The organism is Rhodococcus sp. 06-1460-1B, assembly GCF_002258475.1.
GTDB lineage: Bacteria > Actinomycetota > Actinomycetes > Mycobacteriales > Mycobacteriaceae > Rhodococcoides > Rhodococcoides fascians.
Genome location: NZ_NOYS01000003.1, coordinates 19441 through 41475 on the forward strand (window position 1 = coordinate 19441; position 22035 = coordinate 41475).

Below are 22035 nucleotides of genomic sequence, written 5' to 3' on the forward strand. Positions count from 1 at the left end.
TGCATGGCAACGATCAGTGTCTCGGTACAGATGCCCGAGAACCCGCAGGGCGCGTGGGACAAGGCTTCCGCGCTCGACCGGTTCGACGAGTGGATGACCATCCACGGTGGTTGGTGCAGTCCGCCGCCGAACAAGGTCGGCAAGGGCACGAAGGTCGAGTCGCTGGTGAAGGTGAAGGGTTTCAAGAACACGATCAACTGGGAGTTCACCGAGTACGAAGAGCCGAAGCTGATCGAGATGTCGGGCCGCGGCAAAGGTGGAGTGAGGATCTCGCTGACCGTCCACGTGCGTGAGGCCGAGGGCGGTTCGGAGCTGACACTCGACGCGAAATTCGGTGGGGGCGTGCTGTTCGGCCCGGTGGGTTCGGTGGTCGCCCGTGCACTCGATACCGATGTGAAGCAGTCGGTGGCGAACCTGGCTGCATTGAAGTGACGGCATCTCGGGATTCCCGAAGCAGCTGTCGGACAATCTCTTCCAGCCCCGCACCGTGTTCTCGGTGCGGGGCTGGTGTGCGTTCGAGGGGCCTATGCGATGTGGGGGCCTGCTCGTGCGTGGGATTGTCTCGGTTGTCGGTAGGGGTCGACGGATGCCGGGGGTACGAACCAGGGGTGTTGATCGCTGCCGATGAACACTTCCCAGTCGCTGTGGTGGATGAGTCGGTGGTGGAATCCGCAGAGGAGGACGAGGTTGTCCATGTCGGTGGGGCCGCCGTCGGTCCAGTGCCAGATGTGGTGACCTTCGGTCCAGGCGGCGGGTTTGCCGCAGCCCGGGAACGCGCAGCCGTGATCGCGGGCCGTCAAGGCGCGTTTCTGTTTCGCGGTGACGGTACGGGCGGTGCGGGCGAGGTTGAGTGGGTTGCCGTTCTCGTCCATGACGATGGCGGTGAGAAGGCAATCGCAGGCGAGTTGGCGAGAGGTGTTGCGGGAGAGTGGTCCCATCCACGGCAGCCAGCCGACGGTGGTGCCGTCGCCGAACAGGTCCCGATATGCACCGCGATCCTGGCTTGGTCCGGCAGCGCTGTCGGTCTCGAGTTCATCCGCCGCGTCCCACTCGGTCGGGTCGGATCGTATTGGGTCGGAGTGGATCGGGTTGCCGGCGTCGATGTCCACCGGGTTGGCTGGATCGGCGTTGTCGGATTCTGCTGCAGCGCGGGTGGTTTCGTCGTCGGTGATGTCGTCGCTGTTCTGACCGCTCAGGCTCTGGAGGTCCTGCAACCGGATGTGCAGGTTGACGTGCGGCCTCTCACCGCCCTCGGTGGGGCGGTCACTGGAGGCGAGGTAGCGGTCGAGGATGTGCCCGAAGGCGTCGGCTCTGCGCTTGGCGGGGCTGCGGTCGTCGGGGGTGCCGTCGGCGGCGGGTCGGGGTTCGGTCAACGGCGAAAGCGCGGTGAGCAGCTTTTCTCCGGTGATCGCATCGAAATCCATCTTCGCCACGAGACGTCCGTTGAGGGTTTTCGAGGCGAAGAGTTCGTTGCGGTCGGTGTCCTCAGGGGGCGGCTTGTCGCTGCCGTAGGTGTCTTCGAGTTTGGTGATCGCTTCACGGATCTTGTCGGTGCGTGCCCCAGGCCCGGTTGCGGCGGTGATCATGGCTTTGCGGGCGATGTCGCGACCCTCTTGCGGGAGGTTCTTCGGGGGTGTTTCGGCGAAGGTGAGAATCAGGGCGGCGTGGTCGACGGACATGACGCCGGTGTTGACGGCGTCGGCGATGTCGGGGAAGTTCTTCAACCCGCGAGCGAGGGCCACGATCTTGTTCGCTTTGCTCGGGGTGAGGAGGGTGGTGGAGGTCAGCCAGCCTGCGGGTCCGGGGAAGCCGAGTTTCTCCCGGCTCACGCGGGTGTCGATGTCGGCGACGAGAGCGATGCGCCGTGCTTCGAGCAGTTGGATCTGGTGGGAGACATCAGCAGCGTCGGCGAGGAGTTCGCTTTCGCTCAGTTGCCAGATCTCCGTGGTCATGGACCAAGTGTATCGAACGTGTGTTCGATGCGCAATGATGGTGCAATCGAAAACTATTGCCGTGCACAAGGATTCGGGATACGAAACTTGTCGGTGGCCCGTGATATGGCCGCAACGTCAGTCGAGTGAGGATCGCCCGGGACCGCTGAACTCGAACGGGGCGGCGCGCAGTGGCTTCGATGTAGGGGTCGGACTGCAATGCACGAGATGTAGAGCAGACCTCTACTGCTGTCGTGTCTTTCGCAGCCACCACAGTCCTGCGATGGGTAGCACCACAGGGATGAAGACGTAACCGGATCCGAAGTGCGACCACACCGTCGGCTCCGGGAAGTCCTGGGGCTGGATGTAGCTGAGGGTGCCGATGCCGAGGACTCCGACGAGTTCGATGATGCAGGAGACCGTCACCACTCGTCGCGATGCCTCGGTTGCTCGTGCCAGGCCGACCGTCGCGATGATGTAGACCACGGCTGCAAATGCCGACAGCAGGTACGCGACCGGGGCGTTGTCGAATCGGGTGGTGAGTTGCACGATCGATCGCGATGTCGCGGCAACGGCGAACACGGCGTAGACGGCGATGAGGAAGCGTCCGAATCCGGTGCGCGTGGCTTGCTGAAGTTTGTCAGGCATATCCGGCCCAAATCTGGCTCAGTCGCAACACCATGGCTGCGAGGGTGAGGACGGCTACGAGGAGCACCGCGGTGCCGCCGCGGGAACGGTCGCCCAGAGACCACCACGTTCCGAGTGGGAGCAGGAACAGCAGTCCGACGAGGTACGACCCGAACGTGAGGCGGTGAATGTCGCGATCGGAGGCGAACATCATCACGAACCCGATCACGGCCTGCAGTGCAACGACGCCTTCGGTAGCCGCGATCGTCCAGAACAGCGCGCGGTCGGCCTTGTTCTTCAACAGAACGGGCCTGTTCGTGGCGAGCTTCACGAGCACCCAGATCCCCACTACCAGGGACAACACGTACAACAAGCCGGTGACGGCGCCGATCATCGAGTTCCTCGTCATGCTGCGGTGGGTGGATGGACTTCCCTTCACAGTAACCGCGTAACACCACGTCAACACTGTGAGGCCCTTGAAACACGACGTTGTTCCGAGCGTGACCAATCGGAAATCGACGAGGCCTGTACTTGTTCCATGGCCGCAGAGGATCTGCCCTCTCGTCGGACATGACGGTTTCTCGGGTGGACATCGGTGTCCACCGCATCCAGCCCGCTCTGCGAACCTCAGGAGACGCACGTGTCAGATCTCGACCAGTCCATCGCCGAGAACATCAAGAAGTCCCTCGAGGAGATTCCGCATCCCTCACTTCCCAAGGGCAGCAACATCTACGGCTCCACCAAGATCTTCCCCGACTACAAGGCGGAGAACGGCGAAAGCTACTTCACGCTGGTGCACGGCATCGCCCACGAGTCGTCGGTATCGTTCGTCGCGGTGCTGCAGGCCACCCGCGCTCTGCGCAAGGGTTTCGAGTCGGCGATGTACTTCTACGGACCCGGTGCCATCAATTGCCTTGCCACACGCGGTTTCCCGACCACCGGAGACTCGGGCTTCCCGGGTGAACAGAACATCAACGACTCCCTCGCGACGTTCATCGCCGAGGGCGGCACCGTGTTCTGCTGCCGCTTCGGACTGGCCCTGCACGGGGGTCGTGAAGAAGACCTCATCGAGGGCGTCATACCCGCCCACCCCCTGGACGTGCAGGACGCATTGATCCATTACGCGCGCAAGGGTGCCATCATCAATTCGACCTACATGGTCTAGGGGACGGTTATGTCCATCTCTACACGTGTGGATCTGGCGTTGCTCGGGATTCGAGGAGCAACGCCGGTGTCCAGAACTGCCGGTGCCGGCCCGAGTGACGATGGACATGTCCGCATCGATGGTCTCGGCGCAGCAATCCCGCGCAACCCGCTCAGTCCGTACGTACTCGAAGAAGGGCGAGTTCTGTTCGACGGCAACGACATCGGACTCGATGTTCAGGCCGTCGATCGCCCGAAGTTCTACGACCTCTCCACCGCCGACGGCGTCGCCTACGAGAAGATCGCCAAGCTGCACGGCACCAGTGTTCTGGCCACGACCGTGGTCCAGACGTGCATTCGCTACGACGCCGATCAACGGTGCCGCTTCTGTTCCATCGAAGCGTCTCTGGACGCGGGCGACACCATAGCCGTCAAGACGCCCGCGCAACTTGCGGAGGTGGCGGAGGCCGCTGTCCGGCTGGACGGGGTGACGCAGATGGTCATGACGACGGGCACTTCGGCCGCGAAGGATCGCGGTGCCCGTCATCTGGCCCGGTGCGTACGTGCCATCAAGGCCGTGGTCCCGGAACTGCCGATCCAGGTGCAGTGCGAACCTCCGGGTGACCTGCAGACCATCCAGGACCTGTACGACGCCGGAGCCGAGTCCATCGGAATTCACGTCGAATCGCTCGACGACGACGTGCGCCGCCGATGGATGCCGGGCAAGGCATCGGTCTCGATGGACGAGTACCGCGCGGCATGGAAAGAAGCGGTCCGGGTTTTCGGGCGCAACCAGGTTTCGACGTACATACTGGTCGGTCTCGGCGAGGATCCCGACGAATTGGTCTCGGGTGCAGCGGAACTGATCGAGATGGGTGTGTATCCCTTCGTCGTTCCGTTTCGGCCGCTCGCAGGCACGTTGGCGGTGGATGTCGACCGGGCGACGGCTCCCGCTGCCGACGTCCTCGAAAGCGTCACCCGACGCGTCGCCAAGGAACTTCAGGCAGCGGCGATGCTCGGGTCCGATCAGAAAGCAGGCTGCGCGGCCTGCGGTGCGTGCAGCGTTCTGCAGAACGCGGGAGGGTGATATGTACGGCGTCGTGGAGGGTAACGATCTCGCCGGATTATCCGGCGCTGCAATCGCTGTCGTGCAACCGGAGTTCATCGTCCAGCCGTGCAGCGGCACAGCAGAACTGAACGCGTATCGGGCACTGCGCAGAGAGACGTTCGTCGCCGAACAGGGCTTGTTCGCCGGCACCGATCACGACGACGTCGACGACGATGCTCGCTGCGTCGTTCTCGTGGCCACCGACCGAGACGGCACCGTGCTCGGCGGCGTGCGCTTGGCACCCTGCACGGCAACGGATCTGGGGTGGTGGGCCGGCAGTCGCCTGGTGGTCACCACCTCTGCACGCACTTCCGGTGTGGGCCCAGCGCTGGTGCGTGCGGCCTGTGCTCATGCCGAAAGTCGTGGCGTTTTGCGCTTCGACGCGACGGTGCAGAAGCGCAACGAGACACTGTTCACCCGTCTCGGCTGGATCAGGCGTGGAGACGTCGAGGTGGCGAATACTCCACACGTGGCGATGTACTGGCCGATCGACAGGATCGAACGGCTGGTGTCGTCGACCAAGGCGATGCTCGCCGGCGTCCTCGCACCGCTGAAAGCGCAGCCACTCGGGCTCGGTGCCAAAGGCTTTCGAGGTGACGACGGTGTCCCGGTTCCGGGGAGCGACATGATCGCCGCCTGCGATGCGATCATTCCCTCGATGGTCGACCGCGACCCGGAGTGGGCCGGCTGGTGCGCGGCCTTGGTCAACCTGAACGACCTCTCGGCGATGGGCGCTAACGCAGTCGGCATGCTCGACTCCGTCGGAGCACCGACGCAATCTCGACTGACCCGCATCATCCGCGGCCTCGCCAATGCGTCTGCGGCCTGGCAGGTTCCGGTACTCGGTGGCCACACCCAGGCCGGGGTGCCATCGTCGCTGTCGGTCACCGCGCTGGGCCGCACGACGAACCCGGTACGGGCCGGCGGGGGAAGCGTCGGCGATCGGTTGACGCTGACGGCGGACGTCGAGGGTGGCTGGCGTCGTGGATATCAGGGCCAGCAATGGGATTCGACGTCACGGCGCAACTCCGCCGAACTGACGACCATGGCATCGTTCGTCGCCCGTACCGCGCCCAAGGCCGCCAAGGACGTCTCGATGGCCGGCCTGGCGGGCACTACCGGGATGCTGGCCGAGGCAAGCGGAACCGGTGCCGTATTGGACATCTTCTCGATTCCGAAGCCCGACTCGGCGTCGATGGGCGAATGGATCACGTGTTTTCCCGGGTTCGCGATGATCACCGCGGACCGTCCCGGTGCACCGACTGCACCGTCCGGACCTGCCCTGTCCGCAGAATGCGGAGAGCTCACCGACATTCCGGGCGTCGCCTTGCGATGGCCCGATGGAATCACCACGCGCGCGGTCACTTCCACGGTGACCGGATTGGGAGAAGCATGAACGACATCACGATCTCCGTGGCCGCAGCCGAGTTCGGCCGCGACATGGAACAGGGTTACGCCACCATCGCCGCCCTGCTCGAGGAATCGCGTAATCGCGGTAGCCAACTGCTGGTGCTGCCTGAAGCGTGCCTGGGTGGGTACCTGCCCAGCCTCGGTGGCGGCGACGAGACCGAAGAATCGAGACAGCGTCGACTGAAGGCACTTCCGCCGGCTCTGGAACTCGACGGCCCCGAGATCAGGCGGGTCATCGACATGGCAGGCGATACCGTCGTCACGTTCGGATTCTGCGAGAAGGACGGCGATACCCGCTACAACGCCGCAGTGACGGTCGACGGCAGCGGCATCCTCGGGTCGTATCGCAAGGTGCACCAGCCACTCGGCGAAAACCTCTGCTACGCAGCGGGAGAGAGCTACTCCGCCTTCGACACTCCGGTCGGCCGGATGGGCATGCAGATCTGCTACGACAAGGGGTTCCCCGAGGCGGCCCGCGAACTCGCGCTCGACGGAGCCGAGATCGTCGCGTCCATCTCCGCGTGGCCGACTGCACGTACCGCGACGACCCCGAACATGGAAGAAGATCGGTGGAAGCAACGCTTCGACATCTACGATCGCGCTCGTGCACTGGAGAATCAGATCATCTGGGTCGCGGCGAATCAGGCCGGCACGTTCGGGTCTCTGAGGTTCGTCTGCAGCGCCAAGATCGTCGGGCCCGGCGGTGAGATCCTCGCGGGCACAGGCGTCGAGCCGGGCTTGGCCACAGCCACCGTCGATGTCGAGGCGCTCATCGGCGCGGCACGTGGCGGTGGCATGTACAACCTGCGCGACCGACGGCCCTCGGTCTATCGCACCATCACCAAGGAGACCGTTCATGCCTGAGATGTCGTTCGTGGTGCGGTGGCCCGACGGACGCGAACAGTCCTGCTACTCGCCCTCTTTGGTGATGCACGACTATCTGAGCCCCGGGCAGGAATACCCGGTGGCCGAGTTCGTTCAGCGAACGTCCGAGGCATTGACCGTGGCGAGCGATCGAGTTCTCGCCAAATTCGGGATGCGGTGCACGTCGGCCGCGCAGCAGATGGAAGAGATTCACGGTGTCAGCGCGTCGTATCAGGCCGGTGCCGTTCGCGTACTGAGCATGTCGGGAGCTGAATTGCTATGACAGAGAACCACAGTGCAACAGAACACTACTCGGTGATCGTCATCGGCGGCGGTCAGGCCGGACTGTCCATCAGCTGGCATCTGACGCAGCGAGGCATCGACCACGTCGTCCTCGAACGCGACACCATCGCGCACGAGTGGAAGGATTCGCGCTGGGACAACTTCACCCTCGTCACCCCCAACTGGCAGTGCGCGCTGCCCGGGTACTCCTACGACGGTGACGATCCCGACGGGTTCATGCAGCGCGACGAGGTCTACGCCTTCGTTCGACGCTACGCCGAGAGCTTCGATGCACCGGTTCGAGAGTATGTTTCGGTGAATCAGGCCTTGCAATCTGCGGCAGGCGGCTTCGACCTACAGACCTCCGCCGGCCCCATGCACGCGGATCAGATCGTCGTTGCCGTCGGCGGGTACCACATCCCGACCATTCCGCGCTTCGCCGAGAAGCTTCCCCGCGACATCGTCCAGATCCACTCGTCCGAATACCGCGGCTCGCACCAGTTCCCGAACGGCGACGTACTGGTTGTCGGCACCGGCCAGTCCGGAGCGCAGATCGCCGAGGATCTCCACCTCGACGGCCGCCGGGTTCATCTCGTCGCCGGCACCGCACCTCGCGTCGCACGCTTCTATCGGGGGCGAGACTGTGTCGCCTGGCTGCACGACATGGGCGTCTACGATGTCTCCATCGAAGATCAACCCGGTGGCGTCGGCAAACGCGAGAACACGAACCACTACGTCACCGGCCGTGACGGTGGTCGAGACATCGACCTGCGCGCGTTCGCCACCGAGGGCATGCAGCTGTACGGCCGTCTGCTGGGCGTGGAGGACGGCGTCCTGCAGTTCGCCCCGACCCTCGAAGCGTCGCTCGACGCTGCCGATCGGGTGGCCGAGAGCATCAAGGACAACATCGACGCGTACATCGAGCGCGAGGGCATCACTGCCCCCACCGAGGACCGCTACGTGCCGGTGTGGCGTCCGGAATTCGAGACGACCGAACTCGATCTCGCCACCACCGACATCGCCGCGGTCGTCTGGTCGGTCGGGTTCCGTACCGACTACCGCTGGCTGAAGGTCGGGGCGTTCGACGGCGAGGGCCACCCGACGCACAACCGCGGCGTCACATCGGTTCCCGGCCTGTACTTCCTGGGCCTGCCCTGGCAGCACACCTGGGGTTCGGGACGCTTCGCCTCGGTGGCCCGCGACGCCGCATTCCTGGCCGATCAAATCGGCCTCGAGATCAGTGCTGTGCAGTCCCGAAACTCGACGCAGTCCCGAAACCCAGCGCAACCGCAGAGCCAGATGGTCTGATCTCGACGTGGCTCCCATCAAGATCGGTGCATTGGCAGCACATTTCGGTAGAGACGTCGATCGGGCCGTACTGAAGATCACGACGATCATCTCCAGTGCGGCCCGCGAGGGCATCGATCTCTTGGTGCTGCCCGACGCATCCCTCGGGGGTTACATCAACAGCCTGAGCAACCCGGACCCGTCCGAGTTGCCGCCCACTCTCGATCCGGACGGACCGGAGTTGGCCGCGATCATCGCAGCGGCGGGTGCGATGACGGTGTGTATCGGGTACACCGAGTTGTCGAAGGGGCTGCGGTACAACGCGGCTGCGTGCCTGACGGGCGACGGGATCCTCGGCAGTCACCGTAAGGTGCATCAGCCGCTCGGGGAATCCTTGGCCTACGCCGCCGGAGATCGGTTCGAGGCCTTCGATACTCCGGTCGGACGGATGGGCATGCTGATCGACTACGACAAGACGTTCCCGGAGTCGGCCCGCACGCTCGCATTGGATGGTGCGAGAATCATTGCGGCGCTGTCGGCGTGGCCGGCCAGCGTCACCGATCGAGCGTCGTCGCTACCCAACGATCGGCAGTCGCGACTGTTCGATCTGTACGACGCTGCGCGTGCCGCCGAGAACCAGGTGGTGCTCGTCTCGTCCAACCAGACCGGGGTGATGGGATCCCTGCGGTTCCTCGGCCAGGCGAAAATTGTCGGGCCCGGCGGAGATGTGTTGGCCAAGACGTGGTCCAAAGGCGGTTTGGCCGTGCACGAGATCGACGTCGATGCCGAGGTGGATCGGGCCCGGAGAGGTCTGCATCACCTGGCCGAGCGACGCGTCGACGCCTATCCGAACTTGTTGCAGGAGAAGCCGGATCGATGAAGATCGCGCTGTTGACCTATTCGTCCAAACCGCGCGGAGGCGTGGTGCATACGTTGGCTCTGGCCGAAGCGCTGGCACGCGCCGGCCAGGATGTGTCGGTGTGGTCGCTGGGCCGCGGGGGCGACAGTGAGTTCTTCCGCAAGGTCGACCCGGCTGTCACCGTGCGGATGGTCCCGTTTTCCCACCGCGAGAACGAGAGCGTCGGCGAGCGGATTCTGCGATCGATAGGCGTTCTGCGGCAGGCCTTCACGCCCGACGAGTACGACATCGTCCATGCTCAGGACTGCATCTCGGCCAACGCCGTCGGCCGGTGCATCAGGACCATCCACCATCTCGACGAGTTCACCACTCCCGAGCTCGCGGCATGTCACGAACGAGCGATCACCGCGCCGTACGCGCGAATCTGTGTGTCCACTGCGGTGGCCGACGACGTCCGACGCGGCTGGGGGTTCGATCCGGTCGTCATTCCCAATGGAGTCGATGCCGGAAGGTTCTCGGCAGCAGCCGAATCGGGCCGATCGCACTGGAGCGGGAAGTTCGGCAGGTACGTGCTCGCCGTCGGCGGCATCGAGCCACGCAAGGGCAGTCTCGATCTACTCGACGCCTTCGCAGGGCTGTCCGATCGCACCGTGCAACTGGTGTTCGCCGGCGGCGAGACCCTGTTCGACTACCGTGACTATCGAGCCGAATTCAACCGTCGAGCAGTAGAACTGGGCATCGAGCCGGTGATACTCGGAACCGTCGACGACGACGAGCTGCCGCATCTCGTGGCGCAGGCTGCGGTGCTGCCGTTCTTCTCCACCAAGGAAGGCTTCGGCCTGGCCGCGATGGAGGCGCTCGCCGCATCGACTCCGGTGGTGGCGCGTGATCTGCCGGTACTGCGGGAGGTGTTCGGAGACAGCGTCACCTACGCATCGTCGGTGGAGACCATGACCAGCGAATTGGACCGTGCGTTGCACGAGCCGCAGGATCCGTCACCGGGGCTGGCGCTGGCGCACAGCCTCACCTGGGACGAGGCTGCGCGTCGACACTTGGAGTTCTACTCCTCGCTACGCTGACTAGTTCGCTTGTTGCGTTTGAGCCGGTGAGGCTTGAGCTTGTGGAACCCTTTGACCCGTAGTGAGCGAACCGATTTGAGGTAGAACTCGGAGTCGTGGCGCAGTTCATCCGTCATGACGGTATCGACCAGGATCGTTCCGGGATTGGCCGAACTGGTCAGGCGCGCAGCGATATTGACCACCGACCCGTACAGGTCGCCGTACCGGGCCAGTACCGGGCCCCACGCCAGCCCGACCCGCAGGTCCGGCATGTCCTCCTGCTCGTCGAAGGCGTCCTGGAGGTCGAGGGCGATGTGGGCGGCATCCTCGGGGGTCTGCGCGCTGAACATCACCTCGTCGCCGACGTTCTTGATCACCGAACCACGCCCTCGCGCAATGATATTGGTGGCCAGTGACTCGAACTCCTCGAGTAGCGTCGTCAACTCGCCGATGTCGAGTCGACGCGTCAGGCTCGTGTAGCCGACCATGTCGGCGAACCCGACGGCCATCGTGGGACTGTCGGCGGCGTCGTCGGGAGCGGCGATGGATCGACCGGCCGCTGCTGCCAGGTGGCGTCGCCAGGTGTATCCCTGGAGCGCTTCGAGGGTGGGGACGGTTTCGGCGGCGATGGCACGGGCGTTCCGTCGTATCGCGTCGATGTCGTTCGTGTCTTCTTGGCTGTCGATGATGCGTTCGAGTATGTGAGAGTTCACAACGCCCACTTGCCATTCCGCGAGCCGGGACATCGACTGCCCGAGGGTGCGTGCGATCGCAACCTCCATCTCGGGCTTGATCACCTTCTGCGCGGTCAGTGCGGTGATCAGCTTCAGAGCTTCGAGATCGGCGTCGGTGTAGACGAGCGCGTCGGTATCGGTGTGGACGGGGAAGCCCATGCCGATCCACAGGGCGATGACCCGCTCGAGCGGAATCCCGGACTTCTCGACGATGTCGGCGCGGTTGTACTTGGGCTCGCCGCCCAATAGATTCCGCTCGATCTCCGTCTGTACTACCGAGTTGATCTGATTCTCAGGCATATCCCAACGTTCTGTCGAAATAGGAACGGACGGCGTCCACGTACTCGTCGATCTTGTCGGGATCCCAATCCGTGGTGGGTATGGGCTCGCCGACGGTGACCTTGACCGTACCGGAGTGAACGGTGAAGTCCTTCTTCCACATCACGTCACCGGCGTTGTGAATGACGATCGGAACGATCGGCACGCCGGCCTGCATCGCCAGGTGAAAGCCGCCCTTCTTGAATCGGCCGAGACGGGACGTCGGCATGCGAGTGCCCTCGGGGGCGATGGCTACCGAGATGCCGCTGTGCAGCTTCTCGATCGCGGGTCGCATGGCCTCTCGCGCTTGCGCAGGATCTCCGCGGTCGACATAGGCGACGTCGAAGATCCTGCCCAACAATGCGAAGCGCGGGTCGCGTTCGAGTTCCCGCTTGGCGACGGCGGTGATGTCGCGTCGCAGGATGGAAGTGACGATGACCGAGTCGGCGGTGCTCTGATGGTTGAACATGAAGACGGCTGGCCGGGCCGACCACGCATTTTCGGTTCCGGTGACGTCGAGCTTGACCCCGGCGAGGGTCAGCGCGATGTCCGGGGCGATGGTGCTGGTGATATTGGCACCGGTGCGGCGACTGCGGGTGAGCAACCCCAGACCGAGCCCGATCGACGCACTCGCAAGCACCGATCCGAGCGCCGCCGTGCTGCGTACGGCCGACGTGATATCCGTGCCACGCTTCGGGCTGTCCAGCGTCAGGGCCGGCCAATTCTTCTTGGCGGCATAGCGCGCGAGATCAGGATCGGGGTTGAGGGCGATGGGACGGCCCACGGCTTCGAGCAGTGGCACGTCCTCACCGCCGTTCGAGTATGCGAAACAGCCTGCCAGAGCGATGCCTTCACGTTCGGCGTAGTCGATCGCCGCCTGTGCTTTGCGGGGTCCCCAGAGCGAATCGCCGACGAGCTCACCGGTGAGAATCCCGTCGGTGACCACCGGAGTCGTGCACAGCAACTCCTCGAACATCATGTCCTGCTGCACCGGCAGTGCCTGGTACGGCGTGGCCGAGGTAGCCATCACGAGACGATGCCCTGCGTGCCGGTGAGCCTCGACGAGGGCCCGGGCCTGCGGGTAGATCATCGGCGCGATCTCGTTGCGGAACAGGGTGTATGCCTGTTCCATCAGGTCCTCTTCGCGACGGCCTTCGAGGCCGCGGACGGCCTTGCCCATCAGATTGTCGACGGGGGAGTTACGCATCCGCATCTCGACGACGGCACTGGAGATCTCCCACAGTTCCTTGACCGTGACGTCGAGGGTCTTGAGGCGTTCGAGAAACACTGCGCGAGCAGAGAATCCGTTGATGAGGGTGCCGTCGAGATCGAAGAAGGCGATGGTGTCTCGGCCGGGTGGGGCGGCGGCGATCGCTATCAGTCGATCGTCGAAGTCGGTCATGGATTGTTCTCCTCGGGGGCAGAGATCGGTTCCACCTCACGGAGCATTCGGTGCGCCATATCCCGGATGGTACGTACCTTGCGGGCCCATTCGTCGATCTCCAGCGCGAAGTCCCTGCGGCGGCGGGCGATGCCGTCCGAGCTGGAATCGATCAGGTCGCGGTTTTCGGCCAGTTGCAGTGCAGTGTCGAACAGTTCGCCCGAGATGGACTCACTGTGATCGAGCTGCTGGCGGAGCCGCCTGGCCTGGGCAGCGCCGAGGCATTCCGAGATGAACTTCGGTTTGTCGAATTCTCCGCTCTGCGGCAGCAGCATCAGCTGGTCGGCCACTACCTGGTAGGCCTCGAAGATCGGCTGCAGTACGCGGTGCGCCAGGTGCAGATCCTGCGATTCAAGCTGTCGCGCAGCATAATCGGGGTCGCTGATGCTGGTGCGCCATTCCGGGTCGATGAGATCGACCTCGGATTCGAGACGCTCCCCGAAGTCCTTCTTGTCGCCGAAGAAGAACTCGAACTTGAGTAGATCTCGCAATTGCAGGGCCGATGTCCACAACGATTCCTGAGTCAGCGGCGTCGAGTCACCCTCGGTCGGTAGCACCACCAGTTCGCCGATGGCGCGCATCACGAAGAAGTGAATGGCGTTGTTGCGGAAGAACGCTGCCACCAGATGCTTGTCCTGCGCCAGGTAGAACAGCGGTTCGGGGCCGTCGTCGAAACGCTTGACGACGTTGGCGTTGACCTGTGCGATGACGGCCGAGCGGACGACGTCGACGTCGGCGATGTCCACCCCGCCCGCAGTGGGTAGGTTTCTGCGTTTGATGTAGCCGGCCAACGGCGAGATGATGGCCCACATTTCGTTGACGTTGAGTGCGCGATCCTCGATACCCAACAGCGCCATCGTGACCAGTGCTGCCGGGGTCACCGGCGTCGCATCGTTGATCGCATGGGAGACACCGAGCGCGATCTTCTGCACCGCGACGCGCTTGTCGGTGTTCTCGGCGACGATCGCCGCCACCGACATCGGCTCTCCGAAGTTCAGATAGACGTTGCCGCGCAACGTGCCCTGAGCGCGGATGTACCCGATGGCCATGCGAATGCCTTCGGCTTGCTTCTTCGCCCCGTGCGATTCTTCGGCCATCGCGCCGACCTCGTGCAGTCGGTCGTAGGTGATGGACGTCGGAATCAAATAGACGTCCTCCGCGTCGCTCGACTCGAGGGCGTCGACGAGGTAGGTCAGCAGACCGAACCGCGGCGGGCGGAGCTTTCCGGTGCGGCTGCGTCCGCCCTCGATGTACCACTCGAGGTTGAACCGCTTGCTGAGCAGAAAACTCATGTACTGACGCAGCGTCCATTTGTAGATCGCGTCCGAGAACTTGCGCTGAATGAGCACCACGCCACTGCGTTTGGCTATCGGGCCCAACGGCCAGAAGCCGACATTGATGCCGCCCATGACGTGATTGAGCGGCAGTCCCTCGGCGAGAAGCGCGGGACGCAGCACGAGTGGGTCGAGGTAGGAACGGTGATTGGGCAGGAACACCAACGGATAGTTCTTGTTGAGTTCGCGAACCTTCTGCAGCTGATCGCGATCGACGTCGACCTTGTACGCCCGCGAGAAGTACGCGCCGAGGGTGCCCCACATCTCGACGGCGCGCCTGGTTTCGGTCGCCACCATCTCGCCGAGGATGTCCTGAACCCTCTTGTCGACGGTGTCGCGATCCTGGCCGACGTGGTCTGCGAGCTCGGTGATGCCGTCCCTGAACTTCTTCTGCTCCGTCATGTCCTCGACGACGAAGCGCGGAATCTTGTACTCCGAGCCGATGACTCCGCGTTCGGCCTTGTCCAGTGCGAGACTCGCCTGCCGCAGGATGAACGACGACAACGACGTGCCGCCCCCGCGCTCGAACCGATCCTGCAGATCGCTCAGGGTTGCGGGTTCACCGACCAGCACTGCGGAGTGATCGGGATCGTCGTTGGCCACCCACCGCTGCCACACCCGTGTCGGCTTCGAGCGGCCTCTCGGGGCGAAGATGCGGTGCAGAATGCCGGTGCTGCGATCGGTCAACGTGACCCGCAGCGGAATGAGCAGCGGATCGTCGGCGTACCCGCGGACGGTGTCCGACAGTGATGTCCTGGCCTCACCGGACAGAACGACCGACGGAGGCCGACGTTCTCCGTCCGGGGTGGTGGCGTCGATCCACTGATTCAGGGCCTGAACCTCGAGAGTGCTTCTGGCATCGAGCAAGTACACGTGCGGACCGTCGCTGAGCGATTGCTGGTCCGCGTCGAGGTGGTACATCGAAGCTCCTGTTCCGTACCTGCGCAAGAAGGTACGCCGTCAGGCTACGCGGGAGAATCCCGGCGCGAGGGCGGTTCGGCGAGGTGGTCGACGGCACTCGACGGGCGCTCGAACGGCCTGTCGGTTAGAGTCGTGTCATCGGCCTTCTCTGGCCAAGCCTCTTGAGTGTTAATCGTAGTAACTGTTACTTGCGGTTACAGTTACTCGGGGTTACACATACTTGGGATCGACGTCATCCTCGCGACCGATACTCGATGTCGTGCTGCCTGCGCACGTGAATCTGTGCGACAGTATTCGCAAACACTTTCGAGAAAGGCCGGTAGTCGATGCCACCCCGTGGGCGCGCCGTGAACGATTCGCTGACTCCCGAGAACCTGACGACGCTGGCAGCAGCGCTCGCCGAGGGGCGTCGCGCCACCGTGTATCTCCGCGAGCCGAATCCGAGCCTCGGCCTGCCCGACGGTACGTCGGCCAAGGTGGTGTCCATCGACGGCAACACCGTCACCATCAGCCCGAAGGGCGTCAACGACGAATTGCCCTACGAGGCCGAGGAACTGCGCATCACCCGCAACCCGGCGACCCCACCCGCGCCTGCCAAGCGCATCCCCGCGAAGAAGACGGCATCGACTGCGCCGGTATCGAAGCCGGTCGCTGCCTCCGAGCCGGTCGCTGTCTCGAAAACGAGCCCTACTTCTACATCGGTCACGGCTTCGACATCGAGCGCTGCTCCGAAGGCGGTACCGGCGACCGACGTTGCCGCCAAGCCCGCCGGTGCGGGGTCTGGGTCGACCGGCTCGGCCCCACGTCGTCCGAAGAAGGCGCCGGGCGGAGTGAGCGTGACCATTCATGCCGGTGCCGACAACGATTGGTCGGTCACCGTCACGCAGGGCGCGAAGAGGCCGACCAAGGCGCAGCCGGTGAGTCCGGAAGCGGTCGGTCGGGCCGTTCGTGAACTGGGCGATGTCACTGCACGCGATGCCGTCGAGGCTGTCATCTCCCATGCACGTGAAGAGGCGGCACGCCGCGTGGCCGAACTGAGTCGTCAACTCGACGAAGCTCGGACGACTCTTGCGGCCCTCGAGCAGGACGTATGAGCGACTAGCTCGTGTTACGACACGTTCTGTTGCTAGGGTTCTGCCGACACCGCTGAGAGGGAGTACATGTTCAAGAAATTCATGCTCGTCGTCGTGGGGGCGGCTGCAATCGTAGCCAGCGTCGGCGTGGGGACCGCATCCGCGGCCGCTCCTGCAGCTCTCGGCGGTGGGTCCGGAATCATCGTCGGAGGCCAGGCGGAGTGCACGCTGACGACAATCGGCAACGACCGCAACGGAAATCTCGTGGGCTTCACCGCCGGTCACTGTGGCCAAGCGGGTGCCTCCATCGTCCCGGAGTACGACACCTCCCTCGGTGAGGTGGGCCGTATCGCATTCTCCAACCCGGAGTACGACTACGCCCTCATCGAATTTCAGCGTGACAAGGTTGCCCCGATCAGCCGCGTGGGCAACGTGACCATCTCTCAGGTCGGCCCGCCGACGGCGTTCCCGAACATCGTCTGCAAGGAAGGCCGCACCACCGGCAACACCTGCGGCCTCGCGTACGGAGACGTTCTGCAGTCGCAGGAGACCTGGGCGCAGCTGTGCGTCGTCGAGGGTGACTCGGGTAGCCCGGTCGTCGTCGGCAACACCCTCGTCGGCATGGTCAACGCCTACCTGGGCGTCGCGTGCTTCGGCCCCGAGGTCGGCACCAACTTCGACGCTATTCTTCGCAACGTCGATCAGGGCAACGGACTCGGCGCAGGGTTCGTCCCCGCCCCCTGACCCGCACTCGTAGACCGATGCCCCGTCGGCGCAATCACATTGCGCAGGCGGGGCATTCGTCGTTTCAGGGGTGGGGTTCGGCTGGCGCGTCCGCGGCACGGACACCGCTCACGATGCGTTCGGCTTCGTCCGGTGCGATTCCGAGCAGGACCAGACTCGACGTGGTGGCCGCACCTGTGGGGTCGGTGAGCAGCCCGGCATTGGTGGCCTCGAGGATCGACAGCGCGATGGCTTCGATGTTGAGGATCAGCACCTCGGCTGGCAGATAGGTGGAGAACACACCCTCGCGCTGTCCACGTCGTATGACAGCCGCAGCCGACTCCCGCATCGGTCCCAGTAGGTCGTGAAGACCGTTGTGTCCCAGGTCGGTACGGGCAACCGCAAGTAGAAGCCGGTACTGATCGCCGACGCGCGCCAGTGCCAGCGTCTGGCGCACGAACACGGTGACGGCGGATTCGTCGACGGCCGGATCACGTTCGAGCGCGGCCGAGATGCGTTCTGCGGCTTCGAGTGCGATGCCGTCGATCAGGGCTTCGCGAGAGGCGAAGTGCGAGTACACCGTTCGTCGGACCACCCCGGCCGCGGACGCGACGTCGTTGATGGTCGCGTCCGGATTGTTCGCCAGTACCCCCTGCGCGACATCGAGAATTCGCGCTCTGTTCGAGCGGGCGTCACTTCGCTGCACGGGCGATCGGTCTGTCCGTGCGCTCGGTCTCGACTCCGTCGTCTTCGGCACACGTCCACTTCTAGCACGATCGCGTCGACGCAGTGTGGTTGCCGCCACAAAAGATTGCCGATCCTAGCGCGAATTTCTTAAGCTGCACAGCACTGTGCAAGGTGTGTCGCACTTTGCCAACGGGGGGAACACATGACACTGCTTGCGATGACACCTGTCCAAGAAATGCACAAACCCTATGCCCGACGATGGTCGGCCTTGGTGGTGTTGTGCCTGAGCCTGCTGATCGTGGTCATGGCCAACACGTCCCTGCTCGTCGCAGCGCCATCGATGACGATGGATCTGGGCTTGACCAGCAGTGATCTTCAATGGGTGATCGACGGATACACCGTCCCGTACGCGGCGTTGATGCTGTTGTGCGGAGTGATCGGCGACCGGTACAGCCGACGCGGCGCGCTGATCATCGGACTGATCATCTTCGTGGCGGGGTCGGTGGCGGGGGCGCTGACCGATGCCACGCTCGGCGTGATCCTGGCTCGAATCGTCATGGGTGTCGCTGCCGCGATCGTCATGCCTGCGACGTTGTCTCTGCTGGTGGCCACGTTCCCCAAGCATGAGCGGGCCACAGCCGTCACCGTGTGGGCGGCCACGTCCGGCCTCGCCATCGCCGCCGGGCCGTTGCTGGCCGGGTGGCTTCTCGAGAGCTTCACGTGGAGTTCGACATTTCTGATCAACGTCCCGATTGCGCTGGCCGCCATAGCCGGAGCCGTCGTACTCGTCCCGCCGTCGCGAGCCGTCGATGCCGGTGCGATCGATTGGATCGGCGGGTTGCTGTCGGTTCTGGCCGTCTCGACCATCGTCTACTCCATCATCGAGGGCATGCACTTCGGGTGGACCGTCGGGCCGCTGTACTTCGGCCTCGTCGGACTGCTGTCGGTGCTGGGTTTCGTGGGCTGGGAACTACGACACCCCAATCCGTTGCTGGACGTGCGGATGTTCTCCTCGCGTGTCCTCGGGGGTGCCACCCTTGCGGTACTGGTGTTTTTCCTGGTGACGTTCGGGGCGATCTACCTCGTGGCGCAGTACCTCCAGTTCGCTCTCGGGTACGGCCCGGTCTCCACCGGAGTGCATCTGCTGCCGCTGGCCGGCGCAGTGTTCGTCGGGTCCGGAATCACGATGTGGCTGACCCCCAAGATGGGGCCGCGTGTCACCGTCACCGCGGGCATGATCGTGGGCACGCTGTCGGTCGTCTCCCTCGTCGGAATCGATTCGACGGCAACGTATATCGATTTCCTGCCCGTACTGACGCTGCTCGGACTCGCCATCGGACTGTCCGTCTCGCCCTGCACCGACGCCATCATGGGTGAGTTCCCGGACGACAAGCTCGGTGTCGGCGGCGGCCTGAACGACACTGCACTCGAACTGGGCGGGTCTCTCGGCATCGCTGTATTGGGTTCGGTTCTGGCGGCGTCGTATCGACAGGGAATCGAGGGGTTTCTGCAGACCTTCCCCGGTAAGCAACCCAACGGCCAGTACACCGGTCCGGCCGCAGAAGGGCTTGCGGCATCGCAGGATTCGCTGGCCGGTGCGGTGATCGTCTCCGACATCATTCGCGAGCAGAATGCATTTCTGAGCGGCTTCGCAGACAATCTCGAAGCGAATGCCATCTCTGCCTTCGGCAGTGCCGTCGTGCACACCAGTGTCGTTGCGGCCGTGGTGTTCGGAACCGGAACCGTGATCGTGGCGTTCCTCATCCCGGCCAAGAACAAGGCGCTCGCGTCGTCGTCGGACATGATCGCGTTCGAGCCGATCGTGCCCTTCGTTGCGCCGCCGGCCACTCGTGCAGCGGCCGTCCGTGAGGTCGCCGAGCTCGAGCAGCTACTCGAACGCCCGTCGGCAGCCAAGCCCGAACCGAGTGCGCCGCATATACCTCGAACCGTGAAGCCGCACAACGCTGCCGCGCCGGCACTGGTCGACGCCGAACTCGAACGCCCCAGCATCTATCAGTTGGCGCTCGAACTCGGCGAACTGCCCGTCACACCGACACCGCCGGACGTGGAGCCGACCGAACCGTTGCAGACGTTCTACCAACGAGCCAGCCGACAACACGCGACGTGCACCGAGCTGAACGAACGCTCGAGCCCTATCTGGGCGATGCCGTTGTAGACCTCCCGAACGCGTGAATGGACCACTGCACTGCCGCCGGGTTGGGATCAATGCGCCTTTGTTGCAGTCCAACTGACTGAAACCCACATTGATCCCAACCGGGGGGGCTAGGGCCGGGGGCTAGGGCTAGGGCGGGCGGCTAGATCAGCACCGCACCGTTCGAGGCCGAACCGACCAGCTTCGAGTATTTGGCCAGTACTCCGCGGGTGTAGCGAGGAGGAAGCGGTGCCCAACCCTCCTGGCGTGCTTGCATTTCGGCTGCGTCGACGAGGACGTCGAGGGTGCCCTTGCCGACGTCGAGGCGGATCTGGTCGCCGTCGCGGACGAAGGCGATGGGTCCGCCGTCGACTGCCTCGGGTGCCACGTGTCCGACGCAGAGGCCGGTGGTTCCGCCGGAGAATCGGCCGTCGGTGAGCAGCAGGACGTCTTTGCCCAGGCCCGCGCCCTTGATGGCTCCGGTGATCGCGAGCATTTCGCGCATTCCGGGTCCGCCCTTGGGTCCCTCGTAGCGGATGACGACGACGTCGCCTGCCGCGATGGTGCCGTCTTCGAGAGCATCCATGGCCGCGCGTTCACGCTCGAAAACTCGTGCGGTACCGACGAATACGTCGGAATCGAAACCGGCGGACTTGACGACGGCTCCGCCCGGGGCGAGTGATCCTTCGAGAATGGTGATGCCGCCGGTCGGGTGGATCGGCTTGTCCAGTGCGCGCAGCACTTTGCCGTCGGGGTCCGGGGGAGCGATGTGAGCGAGGTTCTCCGCCACGGTCTTTCCGGTGACGGTCATGCAGTCGCCGTGCATGAGGCCCGCGTCGAGCAGGGCCTTCATGACCACGGGGACACCGCCGATGGCGTCGACGTCGGTCATGACGTGCTTGCCGAAGGGCTTGACGTCGGCGAGGTGCGGAACTTTCGCTCCGACGCGGGTGAAGTCGGCGAGAGTCAGTTCGACCTGAGCTTCGTGCGCGATGGCCAGCAGGTGCAGCACGGCGTTGGTGGATCCGCCGAAAGCCATGACGACGGCGATCGCGTTCTCGAAGGCTTCCTTGGTGAGGATGTCGCTGGTGCGGATGCCGCGTCGCAGCAATTCGACGACGGCCTCGCCGCTGGCGTGCGCGAAGCCGTCCCGGCGACGATCCGGTGCCGGCGGAGAAGCGCTGCCGGGCAACGACATTCCCATGGCCTCGGCGGCGCTGGCCATGGTGTTCGCGGTGTACATGCCGCCGCAGGCACCTTCGCCGGGGCAGATGGCGCGTTCGATGGTGTCGACGTCGGCGCGCGACATCAGTCCACGCGAGCAGGCACCGACGGCCTCGAAAGCGTCGATGATCGTCACCTGGTGTTCGCTGCCGTCGGACAGGGTGGCGAAACCGGGCAGGGTGGATCCGGCGTAGAGGAAGACGCTGGCGAGGTCGAGGCGCGCAGCAGCCATCAACATTCCGGGCAGCGACTTGTCGCAACCGGCGAGCAGCACGGAGCCGTCGAGACGTTCGGCGCTGATGACGGTTTCGACGCTGTCGGCGATGACCTCACGCGAGACCAACGAGAAGTGCATGCCCTCGTGGCCCATCGAGATGCCGTCGGACACCGAGATGGTGCCGAATTCCAACGGATACCCGCCGGCCGCGTGGACGCCCTTCTTGACTTCCTTCGCCAGTCGTTCGAGCGAGAGGTTGCAGGGAGTGATCTCGTTCCACGACGACGCGACGCCGATCTGGGACTTGACCCAGTCGTCGTCGCCCATCCCGACGGCGCGGAGCATGCCGCGGGCGGCAGTCTTCTCCAGCCCGTCGGTGACGTCCCGGCTACGTGGCTTGACGTCGACTTCGGGTGGATTGTGCGGGGTCGTCATGACACTCCTGAACGGTCGGCGATGGTGGCTCCTCGGTCGCGTCCTCAGGTTCCGCCCCGAGTCGCATTCACCGTCAACACTAAACCTGTGGCGCTGCGCTCTTTCGGCATGCACCGGAATGCCCTCCATCGAGTGACGAACGGCCCTGTCGAGCACCGCGACCTCGGGGCGACAGTGGGGGCGGATCCACCGCATCGCGGTGGGAGG

Annotated in this window: 20 protein-coding genes; 12 read left to right on the forward strand and 8 right to left on the reverse strand. The window is 64.3% G+C overall.

The window, feature by feature from the left end; translation table 11 throughout:
• Positions 1-3 precede the first annotated feature (3 nt).
• Positions 4-432 (forward strand): type II toxin-antitoxin system Rv0910 family toxin, encoded by a 429-nt coding sequence (locus CH268_RS00345; RefSeq protein WP_027495234.1) that lies wholly within the window; start codon positions 4-6, stop codon positions 430-432.
• Positions 433-524: 92 nt separating this feature from the next.
• Here CH268_RS00345 and CH268_RS00350 read toward each other — a convergent pair whose 3' ends face one another.
• The 3 genes from CH268_RS00350 to CH268_RS00360 all read right to left on the reverse strand — a co-directional run bounded on the left by CH268_RS00350 (position 525) and on the right by CH268_RS00360 (position 2967).
• Positions 525-1952 carry an HNH endonuclease signature motif containing protein gene (locus tag CH268_RS00350; protein WP_094661872.1) on the reverse strand — a complete coding sequence of 476 codons (1428 nt, stop codon included), beginning with the start codon at positions 1950-1952 and terminating at the stop codon, positions 525-527.
• A gap of 222 nt (positions 1953-2174) precedes the next feature.
• Positions 2175-2579, reverse strand: a complete 405-nt coding sequence (locus CH268_RS00355; protein ID WP_027495236.1) for a hypothetical protein — start codon at positions 2577-2579, stop codon at positions 2175-2177.
• Positions 2572-2967 carry a hypothetical protein gene (locus CH268_RS00360; RefSeq protein ID WP_230074147.1) on the reverse strand — a complete coding sequence of 132 codons (396 nt, stop codon included), beginning with the start codon at positions 2965-2967 and terminating at the stop codon, positions 2572-2574. The genes CH268_RS00355 and CH268_RS00360 overlap by 8 nt, the downstream gene beginning before the upstream one ends.
• Before the next feature lie 231 nt (positions 2968-3198).
• Between CH268_RS00360 and CH268_RS00365 the strand changes: the two genes are divergently transcribed.
• From CH268_RS00365 to CH268_RS00400, 8 genes are read left to right on the forward strand one after another with little or no spacing between them, the layout of a single operon-like run.
• Positions 3199-3723, forward strand: a complete 525-nt coding sequence (locus CH268_RS00365; RefSeq protein WP_027495238.1) for an MSMEG_0572/Sll0783 family nitrogen starvation response protein — start codon at positions 3199-3201, stop codon at positions 3721-3723.
• A 9-nt stretch (positions 3724-3732) separates the two neighbouring features.
• A complete protein-coding gene (locus tag CH268_RS00370; protein ID WP_032369567.1) occupies positions 3733-4788 on the forward strand; it encodes an MSMEG_0568 family radical SAM protein in 1056 nt (351 codons plus the stop codon).
• Position 4789: 1 nt separating this feature from the next.
• Positions 4790-6205 carry an MSMEG_0567/sll0787 family protein gene (locus CH268_RS00375; protein ID WP_094661874.1) on the forward strand — a complete coding sequence of 472 codons (1416 nt, stop codon included), beginning with the start codon at positions 4790-4792 and terminating at the stop codon, positions 6203-6205.
• Positions 6202-7083: a carbon-nitrogen hydrolase family protein gene (locus CH268_RS00380; protein WP_027495241.1), complete on the forward strand. Its 882-nt coding sequence runs from the start codon at positions 6202-6204 to the stop codon at positions 7081-7083. The genes CH268_RS00375 and CH268_RS00380 overlap by 4 nt, the downstream gene beginning before the upstream one ends.
• On the forward strand, positions 7076-7366 hold the full coding sequence (locus tag CH268_RS00385) for an MSMEG_0570 family nitrogen starvation response protein (protein WP_027495242.1): 291 nt from the start codon (positions 7076-7078) through the stop codon (positions 7364-7366). The genes CH268_RS00380 and CH268_RS00385 overlap by 8 nt, the downstream gene beginning before the upstream one ends.
• Positions 7363-8673, forward strand: a complete 1311-nt coding sequence (locus CH268_RS00390) for an MSMEG_0569 family flavin-dependent oxidoreductase (protein WP_255182253.1) — start codon at positions 7363-7365, stop codon at positions 8671-8673. Before CH268_RS00385 ends, CH268_RS00390 begins: the two co-directional genes overlap by 4 nt.
• Before the next feature lie 7 nt (positions 8674-8680).
• Positions 8681-9532, forward strand: coding sequence for a carbon-nitrogen hydrolase family protein (locus CH268_RS00395; protein ID WP_027495243.1), 852 nt, complete (start codon positions 8681-8683; stop codon positions 9530-9532).
• Entirely contained in the window at positions 9529-10590 is a 1062-nt protein-coding gene (locus tag CH268_RS00400; protein WP_094661876.1) for an MSMEG_0565 family glycosyltransferase, read from the forward strand. The genes CH268_RS00395 and CH268_RS00400 overlap by 4 nt, the downstream gene beginning before the upstream one ends.
• On the opposite strand, the gene CH268_RS00405 is transcribed toward CH268_RS00400, so the two are convergent.
• Genes CH268_RS00405 through CH268_RS00415 form a run of 3 tightly spaced genes read right to left on the reverse strand, consistent with a single transcriptional unit; the run spans position 10572 to position 15317 of the window.
• A complete protein-coding gene (locus CH268_RS00405; protein ID WP_094661878.1) occupies positions 10572-11603 on the reverse strand; it encodes an adenylate/guanylate cyclase domain-containing protein in 1032 nt (343 codons plus the stop codon). The two genes, CH268_RS00400 and CH268_RS00405, sit on opposite strands and share 19 nt — an antisense overlap.
• Positions 11596-13023, reverse strand: a complete 1428-nt coding sequence (locus CH268_RS00410; protein WP_094661880.1) for an HAD-IB family hydrolase — start codon at positions 13021-13023, stop codon at positions 11596-11598. The genes CH268_RS00405 and CH268_RS00410 overlap by 8 nt, the downstream gene beginning before the upstream one ends.
• On the reverse strand, positions 13020-15317 hold the full coding sequence (locus tag CH268_RS00415; RefSeq protein WP_032372537.1) for a glycerol-3-phosphate 1-O-acyltransferase: 2298 nt from the start codon (positions 15315-15317) through the stop codon (positions 13020-13022). The genes CH268_RS00410 and CH268_RS00415 overlap by 4 nt, the downstream gene beginning before the upstream one ends.
• Before the next feature lie 326 nt (positions 15318-15643).
• Here CH268_RS00415 and CH268_RS00420 point away from each other — a divergent pair, with 326 nt between their 5' ends.
• Both CH268_RS00420 and CH268_RS00425 read left to right on the forward strand, forming a co-directional pair.
• Positions 15644-16411, forward strand: a complete 768-nt coding sequence (locus tag CH268_RS00420) for a DUF6319 family protein (RefSeq protein WP_094661882.1) — start codon at positions 15644-15646, stop codon at positions 16409-16411.
• Positions 16412-16477: 66 nt separating this feature from the next.
• Positions 16478-17134: a hypothetical protein gene (locus CH268_RS00425; RefSeq protein WP_027495249.1), complete on the forward strand. Its 657-nt coding sequence runs from the start codon at positions 16478-16480 to the stop codon at positions 17132-17134.
• Between the two features lie 64 nt (positions 17135-17198).
• On the opposite strand, the gene CH268_RS00430 is transcribed toward CH268_RS00425, so the two are convergent.
• Positions 17199-17819: a TetR/AcrR family transcriptional regulator gene (locus CH268_RS00430; RefSeq protein ID WP_176457801.1), complete on the reverse strand. Its 621-nt coding sequence runs from the start codon at positions 17817-17819 to the stop codon at positions 17199-17201.
• A 183-nt stretch (positions 17820-18002) separates the two neighbouring features.
• Here CH268_RS00430 and CH268_RS00435 point away from each other — a divergent pair, with 183 nt between their 5' ends.
• On the forward strand, positions 18003-19976 hold the full coding sequence (locus CH268_RS00435) for an MFS transporter (protein WP_094661886.1): 1974 nt from the start codon (positions 18003-18005) through the stop codon (positions 19974-19976).
• 139 nt (positions 19977-20115) lie between these two features.
• Here CH268_RS00435 and ilvD read toward each other — a convergent pair whose 3' ends face one another.
• Positions 20116-21828 (reverse strand): dihydroxy-acid dehydratase, encoded by a 1713-nt coding sequence (gene ilvD, locus CH268_RS00440; protein ID WP_027495252.1) that lies wholly within the window; start codon positions 21826-21828, stop codon positions 20116-20118.
• Positions 21829-22035: the final 207 nt, after the last annotated feature.